Annotated in this window: 20 protein-coding genes; 10 read left to right on the forward strand and 10 right to left on the reverse strand. The window is 66.5% G+C overall.

Annotated features, from left to right (window positions below):
- Window positions 1–29: 29 nt before the first annotated feature.
- The 5 genes from NS4_RS28800 to NS4_RS28820 all read right to left on the reverse strand — a co-directional run bounded on the left by NS4_RS28800 (window position 30) and on the right by NS4_RS28820 (window position 6,783).
- Window positions 30–1,739 carry an ABC transporter ATP-binding protein gene (locus NS4_RS28800; RefSeq protein WP_063062632.1) on the reverse strand — a complete coding sequence of 570 codons (1,710 nt, stop codon included), beginning with the start codon at window positions 1,737–1,739 and terminating at the stop codon, window positions 30–32.
- A complete protein-coding gene (locus tag NS4_RS28805; protein ID WP_063062633.1) occupies window positions 1,736–3,517 on the reverse strand; it encodes an ABC transporter ATP-binding protein in 1,782 nt (593 codons plus the stop codon). The genes NS4_RS28800 and NS4_RS28805 overlap by 4 nt, the downstream gene beginning before the upstream one ends.
- On the reverse strand, window positions 3,514–4,506 hold the full coding sequence (locus tag NS4_RS28810) for an alpha/beta hydrolase fold domain-containing protein (RefSeq protein ID WP_218020421.1): 993 nt from the start codon (window positions 4,504–4,506) through the stop codon (window positions 3,514–3,516). The genes NS4_RS28805 and NS4_RS28810 overlap by 4 nt, the downstream gene beginning before the upstream one ends.
- A gap of 406 nt (window positions 4,507–4,912) precedes the next feature.
- Entirely contained in the window at window positions 4,913–5,590 is a 678-nt protein-coding gene (locus NS4_RS28815) for a response regulator transcription factor (protein WP_157106308.1), read from the reverse strand.
- Entirely contained in the window at window positions 5,587–6,783 is a 1,197-nt protein-coding gene (locus NS4_RS28820; RefSeq protein WP_063062635.1) for a sensor histidine kinase, read from the reverse strand. The genes NS4_RS28815 and NS4_RS28820 overlap by 4 nt, the downstream gene beginning before the upstream one ends.
- A gap of 200 nt (window positions 6,784–6,983) precedes the next feature.
- On the opposite strand from NS4_RS28820, the gene NS4_RS28825 reads away from it, so the two are divergent.
- Complete coding sequence (locus NS4_RS28825) at window positions 6,984–8,108, forward strand: hypothetical protein (RefSeq protein WP_063062636.1); 1,125 nt, start codon at window positions 6,984–6,986, stop codon at window positions 8,106–8,108.
- A 133-nt stretch (window positions 8,109–8,241) separates the two neighbouring features.
- On the opposite strand, the gene NS4_RS31810 is transcribed toward NS4_RS28825, so the two are convergent.
- The 4 genes from NS4_RS31810 to NS4_RS28850 all read right to left on the reverse strand — a co-directional run bounded on the left by NS4_RS31810 (window position 8,242) and on the right by NS4_RS28850 (window position 11,308).
- Window positions 8,242–8,589 (reverse strand): hypothetical protein, encoded by a 348-nt coding sequence (locus tag NS4_RS31810; protein WP_063062637.1) that lies wholly within the window; start codon window positions 8,587–8,589, stop codon window positions 8,242–8,244.
- A gap of 329 nt (window positions 8,590–8,918) precedes the next feature.
- A complete protein-coding gene (locus tag NS4_RS28840) occupies window positions 8,919–9,587 on the reverse strand; it encodes a hypothetical protein (protein ID WP_157106309.1) in 669 nt (222 codons plus the stop codon).
- Window positions 9,588–9,746: 159 nt separating this feature from the next.
- On the reverse strand, window positions 9,747–10,292 hold the full coding sequence (locus NS4_RS28845) for a GNAT family N-acetyltransferase (RefSeq protein ID WP_063062652.1): 546 nt from the start codon (window positions 10,290–10,292) through the stop codon (window positions 9,747–9,749).
- Between the two features lie 293 nt (window positions 10,293–10,585).
- Entirely contained in the window at window positions 10,586–11,308 is a 723-nt protein-coding gene (locus tag NS4_RS28850; RefSeq protein ID WP_063062640.1) for a nucleotidyltransferase domain-containing protein, read from the reverse strand.
- A 427-nt stretch (window positions 11,309–11,735) separates the two neighbouring features.
- Between NS4_RS28850 and NS4_RS28855 the strand changes: the two genes are divergently transcribed.
- The 7 genes from NS4_RS28855 (at window position 11,736) to NS4_RS28885 (ending at window position 17,252) form a co-directional block, all read left to right on the forward strand.
- Complete coding sequence (locus tag NS4_RS28855) at window positions 11,736–12,083, forward strand: hypothetical protein (RefSeq protein ID WP_063062641.1); 348 nt, start codon at window positions 11,736–11,738, stop codon at window positions 12,081–12,083.
- Between the two features lie 319 nt (window positions 12,084–12,402).
- Window positions 12,403–13,002 carry a putative immunity protein gene (locus NS4_RS28860; RefSeq protein WP_063062642.1) on the forward strand — a complete coding sequence of 200 codons (600 nt, stop codon included), beginning with the start codon at window positions 12,403–12,405 and terminating at the stop codon, window positions 13,000–13,002.
- 226 nt (window positions 13,003–13,228) lie between these two features.
- A complete protein-coding gene (locus tag NS4_RS28865) occupies window positions 13,229–13,876 on the forward strand; it encodes a recombinase family protein (protein WP_369690233.1) in 648 nt (215 codons plus the stop codon).
- 145 nt (window positions 13,877–14,021) lie between these two features.
- Window positions 14,022–14,720: an ADP-ribosyltransferase family protein gene (locus NS4_RS28870; RefSeq protein ID WP_157106311.1), complete on the forward strand. Its 699-nt coding sequence runs from the start codon at window positions 14,022–14,024 to the stop codon at window positions 14,718–14,720.
- Window positions 14,721–15,174: 454 nt separating this feature from the next.
- Window positions 15,175–15,501, forward strand: a complete 327-nt coding sequence (locus NS4_RS28875) for a WXG100 family type VII secretion target (protein WP_063062644.1) — start codon at window positions 15,175–15,177, stop codon at window positions 15,499–15,501.
- Window positions 15,498–16,982, forward strand: a complete 1,485-nt coding sequence (locus NS4_RS28880; RefSeq protein WP_063062645.1) for an ADP-ribosyltransferase — start codon at window positions 15,498–15,500, stop codon at window positions 16,980–16,982. The genes NS4_RS28875 and NS4_RS28880 overlap by 4 nt, the downstream gene beginning before the upstream one ends.
- 15 nt (window positions 16,983–16,997) lie before the next feature.
- Window positions 16,998–17,252 (forward strand): hypothetical protein, encoded by a 255-nt coding sequence (locus NS4_RS28885; protein ID WP_063062646.1) that lies wholly within the window; start codon window positions 16,998–17,000, stop codon window positions 17,250–17,252.
- Window positions 17,253–17,404: 152 nt separating this feature from the next.
- Here NS4_RS28885 and NS4_RS28890 read toward each other — a convergent pair whose 3' ends face one another.
- Entirely contained in the window at window positions 17,405–17,623 is a 219-nt protein-coding gene (locus NS4_RS28890; protein ID WP_063062647.1) for a VRR-NUC domain-containing protein, read from the reverse strand.
- A 235-nt stretch (window positions 17,624–17,858) separates the two neighbouring features.
- Here NS4_RS28890 and NS4_RS28895 point away from each other — a divergent pair, with 235 nt between their 5' ends.
- Window positions 17,859–18,137 carry a DUF6290 family protein gene (locus tag NS4_RS28895; protein WP_063062648.1) on the forward strand — a complete coding sequence of 93 codons (279 nt, stop codon included), beginning with the start codon at window positions 17,859–17,861 and terminating at the stop codon, window positions 18,135–18,137.
- A gap of 183 nt (window positions 18,138–18,320) precedes the next feature.
- A partial coding sequence (locus tag NS4_RS28900; RefSeq protein WP_157106312.1) for a hypothetical protein occupies window positions 18,321–18,966 on the forward strand: 646 nt, incomplete at its 3' end.

The following is an 18,966-nucleotide window of genomic DNA, read 5'->3' on the forward strand; positions in this document are numbered from 1 at the left end:
GGCCGTCGGCGACCCGTGCTCCACGGGCTTCATTCACTCGGTGCCATGGCCACCTTCCAGAAATCCGCATAGCGGCCGCCCCGCCGCAGCAGTTCATCGTGGGTGCCGTCCTCCACGATGCGGCCGCGATCGAGGAACACCACGCGGTCGGCGCGCTGGACGGTCCGCAGCCGGTGGGCGACCAAGACCACCGTCCGGTCCGCCGACAGCCGTTCGATCCCCTCGTGGACCGCTGCCTCGTTCACCGGATCCAGGGCCGAGCTCACCTCGTCGAGCAGTACGATCGGCGCGTCCTTGAGCAGGGCCCGGGCGATCGAGACCCGCTGACGTTCACCGCCGGACAGCAGGGCGCCGCCCTCACCGACATTCGTGTTCCAGCCCTCGGGGAGCCGGTCGATCACCTCATCGAGTCGTGCCGCGGACGCCGCCGCCCGGACCTGCGCGTCCGTGGCATCCGGCCGACCGAGACGGACGTTGTCCTCGATCGTGCCGTCGAAGAGATACACGTGCTGGAAGACGAAGGAGATCTGCGATATCAGGTATGCGGTATCGATCGCGCGGATATCCACCCCGCCCACCCGCACCGCTCCCGCGTCCACATCGTAGAACCGTGCGATCAGTTGCAGCAGTGTGCTCTTGCCCGCGCCGGACGGTCCGACGATCGCGAGCCGTTGCCCCTGCGGCACCGACAGGGAGACTTCGTCGACAACCTTGCGGTCGTCGTGCGAGAACGCCACGGATTCCAAGACCAGGTCGTGGCGTACCGGCCGGACCGGATCGGCCGGTTCCGGCAGCGGCGGGGTACGCAGCAGCGCGTCGAGCCGGGTCAGTTCGGACCGGGCCGCGCGCAACTGGCCGCCGAGTTCGGACAGCGAAAGCAATGGTTCGGTGCATCTGGCCGCCAGCACCAGCACCGCGAGCAGTTCCGCCGCATCGATATCGCCGCCCACCGCGAGGTACGCGCCCAGAGCCAACAGCACAGTGAAGGTGATCTGCACGATCAGTGTCAGGCCCACCACGCCGGTCAGGGCGGACAGGGTGCTGCGCCGGGCCGCGCGTTCGACCTCGTGCAAGGCGTCGTCGAGCATCCGGAAACGTTCGCGGGTCCGGCCGCCGGCGCGCAGCACCGGCTGGGCTTGGAGATATTCGAGGACCCGCCCGGCCGCCTCCTGATCGCGGGCGTGGCGTTCGGCATCATCGGCTGCCATGGCGCGACCGGACCGGATCTGGATCAGCACCACGACCGGCACGGCGGCCAGGGCCGCGAGCCCCAGGCGCCAATCGAAGACGAGCATTACGCCGACGATCGTCAGCGGAGTGACGGCGGCCGAGATGAGCGGGGCCAGTTGATGGGCGATAACACTCATCGCCTGCAGCACCCCGCCGCCGGCGAGCACCGAGACCTCGCCGATCCGGTCGGCGGTGTACCAGCCGATGGGCAACCGGGCCAGCTGATCGCCCAGGCGGTGGTACACGCCGCGCAACAGCGTCGTACCGGCGCGGAACCCGGACAGATCACTCAGGTAACGCAGTACGGCGTACGCGACGACGGCGATCCCGAACGCGATCAGCGGTGTCCGGGCGGCGGCGGGGTCGCCGCCGAACAGAGCCCGCAGCACCGGAACCAGCAGGGTGTACGACAGCCCTTCGACAAGCGCTGTGACCGTCATCACGGCGATGGTGCGGCGCACCGGACGGGCGTAGGACCTCCCCAGCACCCGTAACAGCATCCGGATCATAGGAATGCGCTCCGATCGACTCGGTGGGATTGCCAGAACGCGGCGAACTCCGCGCTCCGGCCGATCAGCTCGGCCGGCCTGCCGCGTGCGGCGACCTGCCCGTCCTGCAGCAGGACGACCGTGTCGGCGTCGGCGACCGTCTCCCAGCGATGGGCGATGACCAGCAGCGTCCGGTCGCCGGCCGCGGCCGCCAGCGCCGTGCGGACGGCCTGCTCGGTCTGCGGGTCGGCGAAGGAGGCCGCTTCGTCGAGTACGAGCACCGGGGTGTCGGCGAGCAGGGCGCGGGCGATCGAGATCCGCTGTGCCTCGCCGCCGGACAGCCCCGCGTCCACGCCGATCACCGAGTCGTAGCCGCGCGGTAATTCCAGGATCCGCTCGTGGATATGCGCCATCCGGGCCGCGCGGATCACCGCGGCGCGGTCGGTATGGGGAACGGCCACAGCGATGTTCTCGGCGACCGAGGCGCGTAGCAGTCGCACGTCCTGGAAGACGAAGGAAAATGTCCGGTAGAGGTCGTGGTCGGCGATCTCGCGCAGATCCACACCGCCTACCCGGACCGATCCGGACGTCGGGTCGAAGAACCGGGGCAGCAACCGGACCAGCGTTGATTTACCGCTGCCGGACGGCCCGACTATCGCGGTGACGGTGCCCGGCTCGAGCGTCAGATCGATGCCACGCAGCACCTCGTGGCCGGCGTCGTAACCGAACCGGACGTCCCGCAGTTCCACCCGGTGTCCCCGCGGCGCCACCGGGTGGGTGGGTTGCGGTAGCACGGGTTGCGCGAGCACCCCGCGGATACGATCCACTGCGCGCCGTGCGCTCTGCATATCGTCGAAGCCGTGCCCCAGGGCCCGCACCGGCGCGGTCAAACCCAGGCCGAGCAGCAGGAACGGCAGTAGATCGGCTGGGGCCGTATCGCTGTTCGGAATCAGCGCGGCTCCGCCGAGCAACACCACGAGCAGCACGAACGGCGGTGACAACACCGTCTGCACGGCCGCGCCGACAACGGCGAGGCCCTGCACCATCCGCAGGAAGATATCGGCGAACTCGTCGGCCGCGGTGCGGAATCGGCGGTGCGCTCGACCGGACTCCCCGAACATCTTGACCACCGCGATGCCCTGCACGAACTCCACCACGGAATCCGCGATCCGGCCCATCGCCGCATCGAACGCCCGCTGCTCGCGCAGCCGCGCCGGGGTCATCATGAGCGGTACCAGCGCCACCGCGAGCGCCACCGGGATCAACGTGATCAAAGTGAGTCGCCAGTCGACGGTGAACAGGTAGATCAGCGAGACCAGCGGTACCACGAACGCCGACACGAGTTCGCCGGGGGTGTGCGCGATGAACGGGTGCACGGCGCTCACATCCGCGCCGACCACCTTGGCCAGCTCACCGGTCCGGCGGCGGGAGAACCAACCGAGCGGTACCTTTCCCAGCCGGTCGGCGAGCAGACGGCGAAATCCGAGTTGAACCCGGGTGTCGACCAGATGCCCGATTCCCGTCGACACACCGGTGAACAGCAATTGCGCGAACAAACCGAGCGCACCCGCGAGGACCACGAACCAGACGTGCCCCTCGTCGACCGGACCCGGCGACAGCAGCGTGCGCCCCAGTTCGACCACCGCCAACAGGGGTGCGAGACCCGCTACCGCGCCGATGATCTGCAGGACGACCACCGCGGCGAAACTCCACAGGTGAGCGCGCAGGGGACCGGCGATACCGGGTCCCGCCGCCGCCGGCGCGGCGTGCGCCGGGTCGGCGATTCCCGTCGCGGTCATCGCCGCACTCTCCTTCCGGGAGCGGGCGGGGTCGAGCGTTGCCCGCCCCGCGGCGGACCGGCGAGTCGGTGGCGGAGGTGGTCGAGTATTTCGGCGCGCGCCGGCCGGGCGGCCGGGACCGCGCCAGGCATACTCAGGAAGGCGTGTGTCGCTTCGGGATAACGGCTCAGCATCACCTCGACCCCAGCGCAGCGCAGGCGGTCGGCGTAGGCCGCGGACTGGTCCTCGAGCGGGTCCAGGCCGGCGGCCAGTATGAGCGCCGGCGCGATTGCCTGCAGTCCTTCGCTGTACATCGGTGAAATCGTCCGGCGATCGAAGGATTCGGGGACCGCGATACGCGCAACAGCGCGACATTCGGCCGGGGACGCGGTCGGACTGTCCGCGTTCTCTGTGAACGAGGGATACTCGAACGCGCGATCGGTCCAGTCGAGCTGGGGGTTGATCAAGACCTGTGCGCGAAACCCGAGGCCCAGCTCGGCGGCCCGGATCGCGGTGAGGGCCGCGAGCGTGGCCCCCGCACTGGAACCGAGCAGGGCGAGCCGGTCTCGATCCGCCCCCCATCGGGCAGCCGAATCGACGAGCCGGGGGACGGCCTCGTAGGCGTCCTGCACCGGCGCGGGCACCGGGTGCTCGGGCGCCAGCCGATAGTCGAGCGAGGCGACCACGGCCGGAGAGTGGACGGCCAGATGGGCGAGAAGCCAATCGTCCTGATCCGGTGCGCCGCTGACGAGACCGCCGCCGTGGAAGGCGATCACCAGCGGCAGCGGTGAACTTTCCCGCTCGGGCCGGTATACGCGCACGTTCAGCCGCCGCCCGGGGAGGTCGACCGTGTGGTCGGCGATCCGTGCCGCGCGATCGGGCCGGCCGGTGAGGGGCCGCAGCAGCACCGACCCGCGCAAGCGGTCCTGCGCCGCCCGGAATTCGACGAACTGCTCCGGTGTGATCGAATCCCAGTCCGGGGTCGGCCGCAGCCTGGTCAGGATACGCATTCGAAGTGGAACTCTGCCTCGCATGGTCACGCCTTTCGTGCCGTTCCGCGTTTCCACGCCGGTTGAGGTGTGTGCGACTCGGGCGTCCGGCCCCTTGCGGCGGAAACGGTTTGCGTGGCAGTGGTTTTCCGGTCCGGCGGCGCGGTCATGAAGTCGGGATATGTGCTCATGCACCGATATTGGCGCTCGACTGTCGGTATCCGCGTCCGGTGGAGATCGTCGGCGGCTACGTGAAAACGTGTACCGCGGGCGCCTTCGGCTACGTCCGTTCGCGTAACAGCCGTCACCGCCGCCGTGCTGCCGCGTCCCGGGTGGCGCCCCCGATATGCCGGGACGGCTGGTGAGCGAGCTGATCGCCGGATACCGGAAACATCGCCCGACCGGCGGAAATCACTGCGGCGGCGGCCTACGGAGTGGTATCACACAACCCGGTCTGATAAGCGACCACGACGAGCTGCGCGCGATCCCGGGCACCCAGTTTCGTCATGGCGCGGCTGACATGGGTGCGGGCGGTGGCCGGGCTGAGGAACAGGGCGGCGCCGATCTCGTCGTTGCTCATGCCCTGCCCCACCAGCGCGACAACCTCGCGCTCCCGGTCGGTGAGCACCCCCAGCCGGTCCGCCGCGGATCTGGCGGCCCGGCGCTGCGCGGCGAACTGACCGATGAGGCGGCGGGTGATCCGGGGCGCGAGCAGTGCGTCCCCGGCAGCGATGACGCGAACAGCGTGCAGCAGTTCAGCGGGGCCCGCGTCCTTGAGCAGGAATCCGCTCGCGCCCGCCTGCAGCGCCTCGAAGACGTTATCGTCGGTGTCGTAGGTGGTGAGTATCAGCACCCGCACCTGCTCCAATCCGACCGTTTCGGTGATCCGCGCGGTAGCGCGTATCCCGTCCAGCTTCGGCATCCGAATATCCATGAGCACGACATCGGGCCGGGTGCCGCGGGCCAGTTCGACGGCTTCCGCACCGTTGGTGGCCTCCCCGACCACCGTGATGTCCTCCTCCAGGTCCAGCAGGACCTTGAAACCCGAACGCACCAGTCGTTCGTCGTCGGCGAGCAGGACCTTGATCGGCGGTGTGGTGTTCACAGGCGCGATCCCACCGGAGCGAGCGGCAGGCTGGCGGTGACCTCGAAACCGCCGCCGGGACGGCGTCGCGCGTCGAGTTCGCCGCCCAGTAGCCGGCAGCGTTCGCGCATACCGATGATTCCGCGACCCGACGTGGGGCCGGCGTGCCAGGGTGCGGGCGTGCGGCGTCCTTCGTCGATTACTCTTATGCGCAGGGCGTCGACCAGAGGTTCCAGCGTCACCGTCACCCGGGTCGGTCCGACATGGCGGATCACGTTGGTGATGGATTCCTGCACGATGCGGTAGGCAGTGCTGCCGACCGCGCTCGGTAGCGCCGGCACCGGTTCGGTCTGCTCGACGGCGATTTCCAGTCCGGCCTCGCAGGCCTTGTCGGTGAGTTCGCGGATCTGGTCGAGACCGGGGAACGGTTCGCGCTCGTCGCCGTCGCGGAGCACGCCGAGGACGGCGCGCATCTCCTGCAGTGCCCGGGAGCTGGTCTGTTCGATGGTGCGCAGCGCTTCCCGGGCCTGTTCCGGTCGTTTGTCCAGCACATGCGCCGTGACGCCGGCCTGTACGTTGATGATGGCGATGGCATGGGCGACGGTGTCGTGCACCTCGCGGGCGATCCGCAGTCGTTCGGCATCGACCCGGGCCCTGGTCTCCTCGTCGCGCGCGCGTTCCGCCCGCTCCGCTCGCTCCTGCGCATCGGCGGCCATCACCTGGCGCGAACGCGCGGATTCGCCCAGCATGGTGGCGATCACTGCCCCGCCGATCCGGAAGAACACCCAGCCGATGGCCGAAACCGGTTCCACATCGGCGCCGGCGACAACCCAGCCGACCGCCAGCACCGAAATCCCGGCGACCGCGATCCGCAACGATCGGCGCCCGTCTCCGTAGGCGGCCACCGTGTACAGAGCGACGAAAAGTGCCAGGTAGGAAAGGCGATCAGGAAAATCGAAGGCGAAATAAACAAGGCTGGTCACGCCGGTGATCGCGAAAACCGCGACGGGCCGCTGTCGGCGTGCGACCACGGCCGCGCCGCTCACGACCAGCAGCACGTACCCGATACCGGACACCGGCGTCGACGCCGGCTCGACCGGTACCGGGATCATCGCGCTGAGTACCTGGATCACCGTGACGAACAGTGCCAGCGGCACATCCGGTAACCACGCGAACCGGGCAGACAGTTGTCGTGACACCGCCCGCAGATCCATGCCGTGACAGTACGTGATCCGTGGCGGCTCGGGCTCCCCCTCGGTGGCGTCATCGGGTACATCGAGCGACGTATCTCATGGTGGCCGCCCTACGCGCAGGAACGTAGATACGTCGATATCGAGGCGTGGCGGGCCAACCCGACCCCGCGCGGCCTCGACGAGCTGACCAAGAAGATGCGGCTGCGCAGGTCAGCGAGCCGGTGCGCACGAAGGTGCGGTTCATCGCCTCCTACCTCGGTACACCGGGCCAGATCGTTGCCGACGACGAGCTGGGCTCGACCCGGACCCCGTTCCCGACCGCCGAGCTGCGCAAGATGGACCTCCGCCTGGTCGACCTCGGTGAGGAGGCCAAGCCCCGGGTGGACAAACTGCTGGAGGCCTACCAGGACCGGCTCAAGACCGGAATGTCCACGACCAGCGTGCAGGAACGGCTGCGTGACGCCGTCGCGGTGATGACCCCGAAAGACCAGCAGGCGGCCCGCGAGCGGGGCAGCGAGATCCGCAACAACCCCGCCCAGAAGTTCGCGCGGTTGTGGCCCGATCACGTCGCCCGCGAGGAGCTGGCCGCGACCGTGCGGATGTACGCCTCGGTCGCCACCCAGGCCTCCCGGGTAGCGGGCAGGGCCGGCGACCTCGGCGACCCGACCGCGGCCGCGCTGCGCCAGCGCGCGGAGAAGGACCGTGCCTACATCCGCAAAGCCCTCACTAAGGGCAAAGGCCTGCACCCGCTGGAACAGGAGCAGCTGCGCGCGGTCCTGGTCGACGTGGACGCCGGGAAACACCACTCCGGAGCTGCTGTTCGTCGACGACCGCTCCGCCTCGGTGGTCGATATGGACCGGGCCTCGGCGATCGCCTACGACCACGCCCGCTACACCCGCCACAAGCTCGGCCAGATGCTGGAGTCCAACCAGGCCCCCGCGGCACCGCCCGGCGCACCCGCGAGCAGGTGCAGCGTGTCGCCGACGCACAGATCCAGCTCGCCGTCGGCAACGCCACCCTCACCGACCACGAGGGCAAAGGCGTGGACCGGGCACTCATCGAGCGCCTGGCCGCCGCCGGCGTTCCCGAGGGCATGCGCAACCGGATCCGCGCCGAACTCGACGCCACCGCCGGCCAGGCCTCCGTCGCCAATGCTCAGGGCGGTCCCGTACTGGAACCCGACCAGTTGACCGGTGTCCCGGTTCGGAGAGTTCGGGTTGATCTCGGCTGCTTCGGTCTCGTAGTCGTCGAGCATGCCTCCGAAACGGAGAAGTTGCTTGCCCAAGCGCTCAGATCGGCAGAAGACATGGTGATGCCTACTTCCTCTAGTAGTGGTGAGGCGTAAGGCACCGCCAGCCCGTGTCCCAGCTCGCCGGTTCCGGTGCAGCCTCGGCTGATTGATCTCCGCCGTGTCTGATCTCGTTACTGCGGTTTCGGAGGTCCTTACCAGTCACCAGGGGCTTGCCTTCGGGGTGGATTCAGGGGCGGCCGGCCAACGCGGTGATAAGTCTCCGGGCGGCTGCGCGGGAGAGTCGCCGCACTGCGCGGCCGGGGGTTTCGCCCTCTGCGAGCGGATCGATGTCTGTCCCCTTGGTCGCCTTGGCGAACTCCGCCTCGAAACGCTCGGGACTGGCCTTCGCGGCCAGGGCCTTGAGGTAGTCGACCTGTTTGACGGTCACCGGCTCGACCTCGGCCCGGGCGGAGCGCTCCTTCAGCTCGGCGTAGTGCGCGTCGCGGGCGGCTTTACGAGCGGCCTGGGCTTCAGGCCCGCGGTCGATGACCTGGACTTGCTCGAACCAATCCTGTGTGCCGGGCTTGCCGGTCACAGCCTCCCACAAGACGTTTGTGGTCAGAGCTTCCTCGTCGACGTCCTCGGTGAGGCCGCGGCCGGTCAGAGCGGTGTAACCGCCGCCGCGGCGGACGATGGAGAACCCCGCGGGTTCGACGTGAGCGGTAAGTCAGTCCTGCCCGCACCCGCAGTAGTTGGCGTGGTAGCGGCTCCATTTCGAGTGCAGCGCCTCGTAAACCAGCTCGTCAACCTGGCGAGATGGGGCAGTGGTGCCGGTCTCGGCAGGATGCTTGGCCTGGCCCCCTGCACCGAGGAGGAAGCGACCCCGGTGCAGGGCCCTGGCCGGGACCGCCATGGCCATCGTGGCTACAGGCGGCCACGCTTACAGGGGAAGGCGGTCAGCCGGGCTACGACCGTCTCCGGGTTCTCGAGGTCGACGAACTCGACCGGTTCTTCGAGCCGGAACATCTCACCGTCTGCCGGATACTGGGCGAGCTCCGCGGTCAGCACCATCGGGGACTTGGCCTGCAGTACCAACGGCTCCCCGTCCGGCTGCTCGATCGTCACGGAGAAATCGAGCAGGTCTTTCTCCTCGTAGCGGGCCGGGGAGGTCTGCGTGAGCCTCAGCGTGCTCGGTGCCGTGGTGTCGATATCGCTCTGCTGGAAGGTGATGCTGCCGCCACCGCCACCGCCACCGTCTCCGTCTCCGTCCCCGATCTGCGCGCTCAGCTTGAACCCGACGGTGCGCAGCCGCACGCTGTTCACCGGATCGTCGGGATCCTCCACGACGCGCTGTTTGATCCCCCCTCGCAAGTCCAGGGCCAAGGTGCTGCTGCGTATTTCGAAGATGCTGCCGGTAGCCAGCATCGAGCTGGAAATCTCCGCGCCGACGGGAGGCAGGTCCGTCTGAGCCTGCGCCACCCCGGCCCCGGTCGGGCACACCGCCACGGCCACGCAGGCCGCGGCCACCGACAGCATCCGATGCCACCCCGATGCTGCCCTACCCACCGACTGGACATATTGCGAACTGTTCAACGACCACTCCGTTCTCCGTGGAAAACTCACCGGTCACTCCGTGGCTGTATTCGCGACCATGCCCCTGCCGGATGTGTCGGCCCGCCTCCAGCTGCCACCATCTCGCCTTGCGCGGCTCTGGGGCCCGGCGACCTGTTCGGCTTCACCCTGCGGAGTGGGTCAGGGGGAATTCGGGAAGCGTGCGTACATGTACATGTCGCGCGGCAGACCGTCGATCTTCTGCCATCGACGTAGCAGGCCCTCACGTAGATATCCGGCCGACTCTGCGGCCCGCCACGATCCCTCGTTCCACGGTTCGATGTACAACTCCAGCCGTGACGCGTCATCGAGCGTCTCGGCCCACGAGCTGAGCAGTCGCAGCGCCCGAGCCGCGTAGCCGTGGCGGCGGTAGCTGGTCTCGATCCAGTATCCGATCGACACTCGACCATGGACGATCTCTCGCCGCCACATTCCGATCTGCCCTACAGCGGTGTCGGTGTCGGGATCCGCGATCGCGAACGACCACCCCTCGCCTCTGGATGCACGGTGGTGCTGCCGTTGAATGAACTCCTGGCCTGCAGCTACGTCCCCGTGGGGACAGACGGAGGTTATCGAGGGGATCAGAGGATCCCTACCTGCGTCGACGATCAAGCTCACGTCGGAGACCGCAAACGGCCGCAGTCGGACCGCGGCTGTATCGAGCACCGGCACTACCAGCTGTGTCATGCACTCCACTCAATGCCTGACAGCTGTCGCCGGCAATCGAATTCGTGTGATGCTTCGCCGGCCGCCGCAGCCGTGTCCATCAATCGATGCATTTCTGAACGCTTCCGCGAGTGATCATCACTGCTCAACGATGTTCTCTTCCGGCTCGCCGTCCGCATAACACCCATTTGTAGACACTCCCGCCGCGCCCGGACTGTCGACCCGGGGCGGCGCACGTAATACTTATGTCGTGCTCACCGGCATGGAATCCACCGCTGGCGTCGGCGGTTGAGGCGGCGGGCCCACGGTGACACTCAGGTGGGTCCCTGCGCTGTGAACCCGTCGAAGAACCGGCCGCCGAAGATGTTCAGTACCTGGGTGACGGTCTCGGCGATCGGTTCTATGTCCCCCCAGGCCGCCGAACGAACGCTACAGGCCAGTGCTTTCGCGTATTGCGTGCCGGCCTCGCGGTCGAAGGCGGTCAGCTCCCTGTGCAACCATTTGCCGGTTCCTGTCCACCGGCCGTGCCCGGTGAGCAGCAAATCGGCGGTAGTCCGCCATAGGTCGGTGGCGATCAGGAATCGTTCGTCGTCATCCGCGCAGCCCACGAGATCGTCCAACCGGTCGGTGATCCCGTAGCGAGCCGATCGTAGTTCGTCCGCGGTAAGCGGGTCCGGCCCCGCGGCCAGTTGTGCCGCACACTCTTCCCGCAGATATTCGCCAGTACCGTCGTTGTCGAGCAGGACCAGGGATCGGCCGATCAGCCGAAGGGTCGCCGGCCGCCGGGCCCTGCGGTCCTTTTCCAAGAAGTGCTGCATCGCTTTTTCGGTGTGCACGAACAGCTCGACCGGCCACCCCTGATAATGCAGCGATTCTCGATACGGGGCGGGCGGGACATCGAGGAGCACGCTGATGTCCAGATCGGAAGTGGACGTCGCCATTCCGAGCACAGTGCTGCCGCCCAGCCACGCTGCCCGCGCCCCGGGGAAGCGTTCACAGACCAGACTCCGCGCGATATCGAACCCGTCGATGCTCATCCCCCTATCGGACCCTGCTCCACACAGCGGAGCAACGGTCGCCGGCCATTTCCGCCGGGGTAAAGCCCCGGGGAAACCCCGTTGGCACGCGATGCCACTTCCCTCCACCATCCAAAAACTGATGCGTTCTTGAACACCGCAAGAGACAATCATCGCTGGTCAACGATATTTAGCGGCAGGTAGGCGTTTAAGAACGCCCAGTTCTCGAACACCGCACGGCTGGGCAGGGCGCCCCGGCAGTTGGCGCCAAACGGGCTTCAGGCGAGGGGTTGGTAGAGAAGTCGATCCGGCGGCGGGCGTTGGGCAGGGTGGCGACCACGTAGGTGCCGACGGGGCAGGAACCGGCGTGAGGGCGGCCGCGTCCAACTATGCGACGGGCCCGCTTCGCGCTCGACTTCGAAAACACATCGAATCAGGGGGTATCGGAATGAAGGTGTCGACGAACCAGAAGGCGATCAGAGCACTCACTGCGGCAGCCATCACCGTGGCCGGACTGGGCGTGATCGCCGTGGACCCGGGCCCCGCGGCGGCCACGGGCGCTGGTGGCGGGAGTTGCCTGGCAGACCAGGTTTTCGACCACGGCGATGGTCCGAACGGATACGAAGTGTATGCCTGCGTCACCGCGACCCAGGAAGAGTGCACGGCATGGACAGCACGGACCGCCGCCGCGGTCGGTGGGCGGGTCGTCGCAGACACATGCGGATATGTCCGGGAAGGTTTGGGAGGCTGGGCGCACCCGGCCGGGTTCTACGGCGCTGTCACGCGCAGCGTGTAACGGGCCGAAAACTACACCAGGTGCGACCAGACCGGTCTCGGGACCACTGCTGGGAGGACCCGCAGGCATCGCATGTTCATCAATCGATGCATTTTTGGACGCTACTCTGCGAATTTATCGCTGGTCAGCGATATTTCAGCTGAAAATTCGTCCATAATCGCCCCTTTTATGGACATCTGACAGCGCCGACGTGGCTCCGGTGCGCGCGACGGTCGTAGGACCGCAGTGTTGGTTACGCCGGGTTGAAGCTTGCGTGGCACTGGCCTGCGGATATGTGCGTGAAGCCCCAACCGGCGGTTCAAGGATACGGTTGAGTGGCATGGCACCGACCACCGAAGATCTGACGTTCGAACTGAGCATGGCCGAACTGCGCGAGATCACAGGCTACGCCGTAGCATGCGCGAAGCCCGCCCTCGCAATCTTCGAAAAAGAACGCCCGGACGATCGGCGACCACGAGCCGCGATCGATGCTGCACAGGCCTTCGCGAACGGAGCCGAGCGAACAAAGGCGATCCGCGACACAGCCTGGGCAGCGCACCGGGCATACCAAGAGGCACGCGACACCGGCCGGGCCGCGGCCAGCGAAGCCGCACGCGCGGCCGTTGCCGCAGCCAGCGCGGCATACCTCCACCCCCTGGCGAAGGCCACTCAGGTACTGCACATCCTCGGACCGGCGGCCCACGCTGCCCTGGCTTTCGAACTCGAAACCGCCGGCGACCGCAACGTCGGATCCGACTACATCGCGAAGGCGCGGGATATGGCCTGCCAGACAGTGCCCCGCGTCTTGATGCGGTATCCGAAGGCTCCGAACGGACGCGGCCGTGCAGGTGAGTTGGTGCGGGAATTGGACGCGTCGTTGCGGCAACTGGCACCGATCGCCGACCGATCCCCCTCGGCTCGAGGCGACCTGCCAAGCTAGCGCGCCAGCGTCCTCGGTCGAAGCATGACCGCCGAGACGCACGTCGTCTCGCCGGGCCGGGCTGCACCGATTGTTCATAAATCGATCTTTTCTTGAACACTCAGGCCGAAACGGGCTCTGGCGCGGGAACGCCCAGGTCGACCGAAAACGGAGACTGTTCAAAAAACGTGTTGCAAACTCTGATTGTTCAGCAATGGAAAGTCGCCCTTTTATATACAATCAACGGGTGACGGACACCGATGCACTCCAACCGCTCTCCCTCGATGGTGATGCCCTGGACCCGATCGGCGGGGGAGGAGCACTGATCGGATACGCCCGCGTCTCCACCCGCGACCAGAATCTGGACCGGCAGACCCGAGCCCTGAAGGCCGCCGGCTGCAAAAAGGTGTTCGCCGACAAGAAATCCGGCAAGGACGCCGAGCGCGAAGAGCTGTCGGCGTGCCTGGACTACATGCGCGCCGGCGACACCCTCGTCGTCGCCTCCCTGGACCGGCTCGGCCGTAGCCTGCAGGACCTGATCTCGATCGTGGCCGACCTGCGTCGCCGCGGGATCGGGTTCCGGTCCCTGCATGAAGCACTCGACACCACCACCCCCGGCGGGCGACTGGTGTTCCACGTCTTCGCCGCGCTGGCCGAATTCATTCGTGAGCTCATCGTCGACGGCACCCACGAAGGTCTCGCTGCCGCCCGGGCCCGCGGGCAACGGCTCGGCCGGCCACCGGCCATGACCGAGGAACAGATCCGGCAGGCGCGGGCGCTGCTGACCCGGCCCGACGAGTCGGTCTCCTCGATCGCGCGACTACTGGGGGTTTCGCGGACCACGCTGTACAAATACCTGCCGGAGCAGGCCTCCGCCGGGCGGACCGTCCACTGAGTGCGCAGCCGGTGCCGTCGCGCACACGACCGTACAGCGGTGACCGATCCCGATTCTCGAGCCGGCCTCGCCTCTCACCGGGAGACCAGCGACCTCTTGCCGCCGGAACACAGTGATGTCGCGATTGGCCAGTCTCTTCACGACGATGACCCATGAGCTGAAACATTTTTCCGCACAGACTTCCGAGATCCTCTACAACGACACCATCTCGTGCTCGGAGATCGCGCGCAGTCACGCCTCGGGGACCGGGCACCTCGACCGCGAGTTGCATGCGTGGTTCAAATGGCCGAAGCAGCCTCCGGACTGGCAGAGCCCTGAGGGGCGGGCTTTCCTGGCTCAGTGGAACAGGCTCTACGACGAAGACCCGACGGTGTCCGACGATTTCATCGAACTCGATCGTTACCTGTGCACCGACGAGTACCGGGCAGTACAAGCGGCATTGCGGAACCAGCACACGACCCCCCTTTCCCCGGATCACCAGGCCCTCGTCGAGGGAGCTTCCCGGGCACTCCGGATGGTGCCGAAGTTCCGCGGCCCGGTGGTGCGGCACGTGCACGACCTTCCCCCGGAAGTCCTCGCGCGCTACCAGAAGGGACGCGATGTCACCGAGGATGCCTTCACCTCCACCACCCGCAACCTCGACGGCGTCCCCGTGCACAGGAACAGAGCCGACGTCGAGATGCGCATCGAGAGCAAAACCGGCAGCGATATGCGCTACATCCCCCTCGTGATCAGAGGAGACGACGAAGTCCTGTTCCCGCCCGGCACCCCATTCCATGTCACCGACCGATACCTCGACAAGAAGACCGGACTCACCATCATCGAGATGGTGGAGAAGACGTAGGAAAGATCGGTGCCGGTGGAATTACTCGACCCGGTGGGGCCGGCGCGCGACCGGGGCCACAGTTCACCTCGGGGGGCGCGAGGACGTAGATCAGCGGGGTAGTCACCAGGATCATGACGCCGCCGACCGCGCCCCGCGGCCCTCAGGAAGCTCTCCAACACGCCTTCAAACCTTGCGGCTACTGGCCTGCCCTAACAATGTCTGCGCCCGAAATTTTCACGGACTCTTCCAGGACTTTCTGGTCAGCCCTTCGGTGTCTGACTGCCGGTAAGACCCGCTTATCGGCAACCTGGCCGCCGAGGCGAGCCAGAAAAACTCTGTCTATTTAGCCGAGTTGATGGGGGTGCAGGGGATGGACTTTCAGGGCACCGATTCGGATCTGTCCGGCGATCTGGCCGACAATGCGGCTGCTGCCGCGCCGAGTTCGCTGCGGCTGTAGAGGAGCGGGGCCGATATGGGTGGGCCGCTGGGCGGCGGATACCGGGTGGACCTGGCCGAGTTGGAAGCGGCCGGTGACCGGCTCGGCAACCTCATCGGGTTTCTGGAGGACTGTCTCGATCAGATCGAGAAGCGGGTGGGTGTGCTGCGGCAGGGCTGGTCCGGTGAGGCGGTCGGCGCCTACGACGACGCGCACGCCGACTGGCTTACCGGCGTGCAGGATATGAAGGACGGTCTTTTGCGGATGCAGGAGGCCGCCCGCACCGCGCACACCAACTACACCAGCGCCGCGCAGACCAATGTGGCGATGCTGGGCCGCGGCCCGGCCCCCGGCGCGCAGTGACCGATACCGCGATCGATGTAGATCCGCAGGTCTACTACGACGCCACCGCGGCGCTGACGAATGCTTCGATGGCGTTCGCTCGGGCGGTCGATGATCGGTGGTCGGCGCTGGCCGACTGTGAGCAGATGGCCGGCTCCTACGACGATGCCAAGACCTGGGCCGGCGACTACGACGCTCGGGCGAACGAGGCCATCACCACGTCGAGAATGCTGTGGGAGGCGGCCTGGGCGTATTGCTCGCTGCTGGGCGAGATGGGCTACAACCACGCGATGGCCGACTGGTCTTCGGTGATCGGGAACACCGCGCCGCAACCGGCCTACCCGCCGCTGCCGGATTGGCTCAGCATCATCTGCTGTCCGGACCTTCCGTCGGCCGGCGGCCCAGGCAACGGCCTGGTGGCCCAGGGTCTTTCCGGTGCGGTCGATCTGCTGGACGAAATCGGGGTGGTGATCCCCGACGGCGACACCGGCAAGCTGGGCAACGCGGCCCGGAACTGGTCGGAGATGGCCGCAGACCAGGCGGTCACGAATTTCGCGGCCGAGTTGAACCGCGTCGCCGACATGTTCGCCACCGTGACCACCCCGGAAGCGGTGTTCATCGATGAGGACCTGCGCCGGATGGCCACCGCCGCCACCGAGGTAGCCGGCCGGCTCGGCGAAATCGGCACAGCGGTCAACGAGCACCTCGTCTCGCTGCGAGAGCTGCGTAACCAGCTCAAAGACCAGCTCATCGAACTCGGTAAGGAGATCGGTAAAGAGGTCCTGATCGGGATCGGCCTGTCGGTGATCACTGCCGGTTTCGGTGCCGCGCTGGCCACCGCCCGCGGCGCCGCGGCGGTCAAGAAGTTCGCCGGGCCGATCCGCGCGCTGGTAGTCGCGTTCAAATCGGCGAAGATCACCAAGGGCGTCAAGACCACCCATACGCCCGCCACCCACCAGCCCACCCTCGCCGAGCTGGCGGCGCTCAAGCCCACTAAGGCCCCGACAAAGCCCACCACGGCAGCCCCCAAGACAGCGCTCACCGAAAACGACCACATCGCGATCAACTCCTACACCGGCATGGGCTACAGGGACCTCAACCAGGCACTACGCAACCCGTTCGCCGATCCCGACGCCTACACCCAGCAGCGCATCGACGCCTTGAACCAGACTCTCGGCAAGCTCCCCGACCACCAAGGCCCGGTGGTGCGGCACACGAACCTGCCCGAACAGGAACTGGCCAAATACCAGCCCGGTCAGACCGTCGTCGAAACCGGGTTCACCTCGACCACCAAGAACCCCAACGGAGCAAGCGCCCTGTTCGAAGGCGGCAGTAACGTGGAGTTCCAGATCATCTCCAAAACGGGCAAAGACGTCTCCGGACTGTCCAAATCCCCTGAGGAGATGGAAGTGCTGTTCCGGTCCGGAACACCGTTCGCGTGCACACAGCGATGGACAGACCCAGCGACCGGCCGGACCTTCATCCGGCTCGTCGAGCAGTAGCAGGAGGTACAGACCATGCCCGACCGTTCCGCCGGAAAGGTCTTCTACACCCCCGAGGAGTGGGAAGCCGCCGGCCACAAAACGATGAGCCAAGAAGAGATGGACGCGGCAAACGCCCAGTTCGATGCGTGGGAACGCACCCGCGATCCCCACGCCCCCGGCCCGGTCCCCGGCTTCGGCGGCAAGTTCTCCGACGACCTCGCCGGCACCGAATACGACCCCGAAGCCCCCGGCATCCCCGACCACATGCGCAAGGACCCCGGCCAGTAAGGATCGCCCCCACAACCTGCGCAAACACTCCCGGCCGAAAAAGCAGCCGGGAGTGCTGTCTACCTGGGGTGTACCCCAGGTAGACAGCTGCTATGGGCGACAGCAGCACATGCCACCTGCACCGTTTGCTGCGCACAATTCCCGGACGGGGGTCAGGTCTTGCCGGCTTCCAAGATTTCTCGGATGCGGGCGCTGATGTACCCGGGCGCCCATTCGCCTAGCCGGTCCAAGCGCGCACGCTGGGTGGGGCTCAGTTCCGTTAGGTCGGCCTCGAATTTCACCTCGACGAACTCGTCCTCATGTTCCACATCCGCCAGTACGGCCTCGCTTTCGATCTCACTGCTGGAGGGCAGGGGGGTCGTATCGGTCAATCTGGCTGCTCCGCTCGGAATTGCTGGATGGCCGCGGCCGTGGACTGTGAACCCTGCGTACAAATGGAACCTAAGATTCTATGGTTCGTCGGTTCTAACGCTAGGTGGGTTATACACTCGTTAAGAAACGTACGGTGCTCCTGATTCATCGCACCCTGGCTGGCGTGACTGCTATAGCCATACCTATAGCGATGAAGCGGGGCCCTGTTACATCGCTCGGCAAACAGGAGGATCAATGGCCGGCAGGTCTACCTCGCTCAACGGCAGCAGTCACGGCAACGGCAACGACATTGTCACGTTCAGCGTGCGGATACGCAGGAAGGACTACAAGCTTCTGGAGCAGATCGCACACCTTTACGGCCGCGCAGTCGCCGAAGTTGCGCGCGAGTTCGTCCTCGAGGGCATAGAGAAGGCCTTGGACCCCGAAGAGATAACGCAGGTGCTGGAAAGACAGAAAGAGGAACTCCTCCGGGCCGCCGAAGAAAGGCGCACAGGACAGGTGGACAACGCCTGACCGGGTAACGCACCAGGTCACAGAAGGGGACGGGGCAACCCGTCCCTTTTCTCATGCCCAAACCGTTACACCTACAATCCTTGAGAACCATTGGTTCTTTGCTACTCTGATGCTCAAGCACCGAAGTGGTGCAGCCCTGAAAGGGAGAGGTAGCGGGCCGCGAACCCCGCGTGAGTTGATGGGATGAGCTTCAAAATGATCCAGATCTATCTCAAGTCCATCCATTGCGACGTGGAGACCGACGAGGTCGGCGCAGACGAACCGCATGTGTTCGTGACAGCCGTGAATCTCGCATCCGTTGTGTCGGTGCAGGGGTTTCCTGTTCCTTTGCCGGCCTTCGAGGTGCTGCGCTATGGCTTCAGCGACGTCGATAAGGGCGAGACACATAACGCGCCGGGCATTGCGCGTTCTTTCTGGGCGCTGAACGGCAAACCTGCGAAGTTGGTCGACCCGGACAGCGCGATCTTCATCGTGGGCCTGATCGAAAACGACGACGGAGACCCCAAAGCACTGCGAGGGATAGTTAAAGGCGAAGTCGGTGCGTCCGTCCTCGGGAGCCTGACGGCGCCCCGCGTCGACAAGGTTGCAGCACTCATCCGAGATATCAACTCGGCGCTGGGCACTCCGACCGGCTTCCCGAATTTCGACGACGAGGTGGGAGTGCAAGAGCTTCGATTCACCGCCGAAGAACTACGCCGCGCCGATGCCGGAGAGGCGGTCCGCGGCTCTATCACCATCAAAGGTGACGGCGGGCGCTACGAACTGACCTTCGAAGCATTGAACATCAACCCCTTCCCCGACTGGGAGCTCCTGGACAACAACGCAGCGA

Source organism: Nocardia sienata NBRC 100364 (assembly GCF_001613205.1).
In the GTDB taxonomy this organism is placed as follows: Bacteria; Actinomycetota; Actinomycetes; order Mycobacteriales; family Mycobacteriaceae; genus Nocardia; species Nocardia sienata.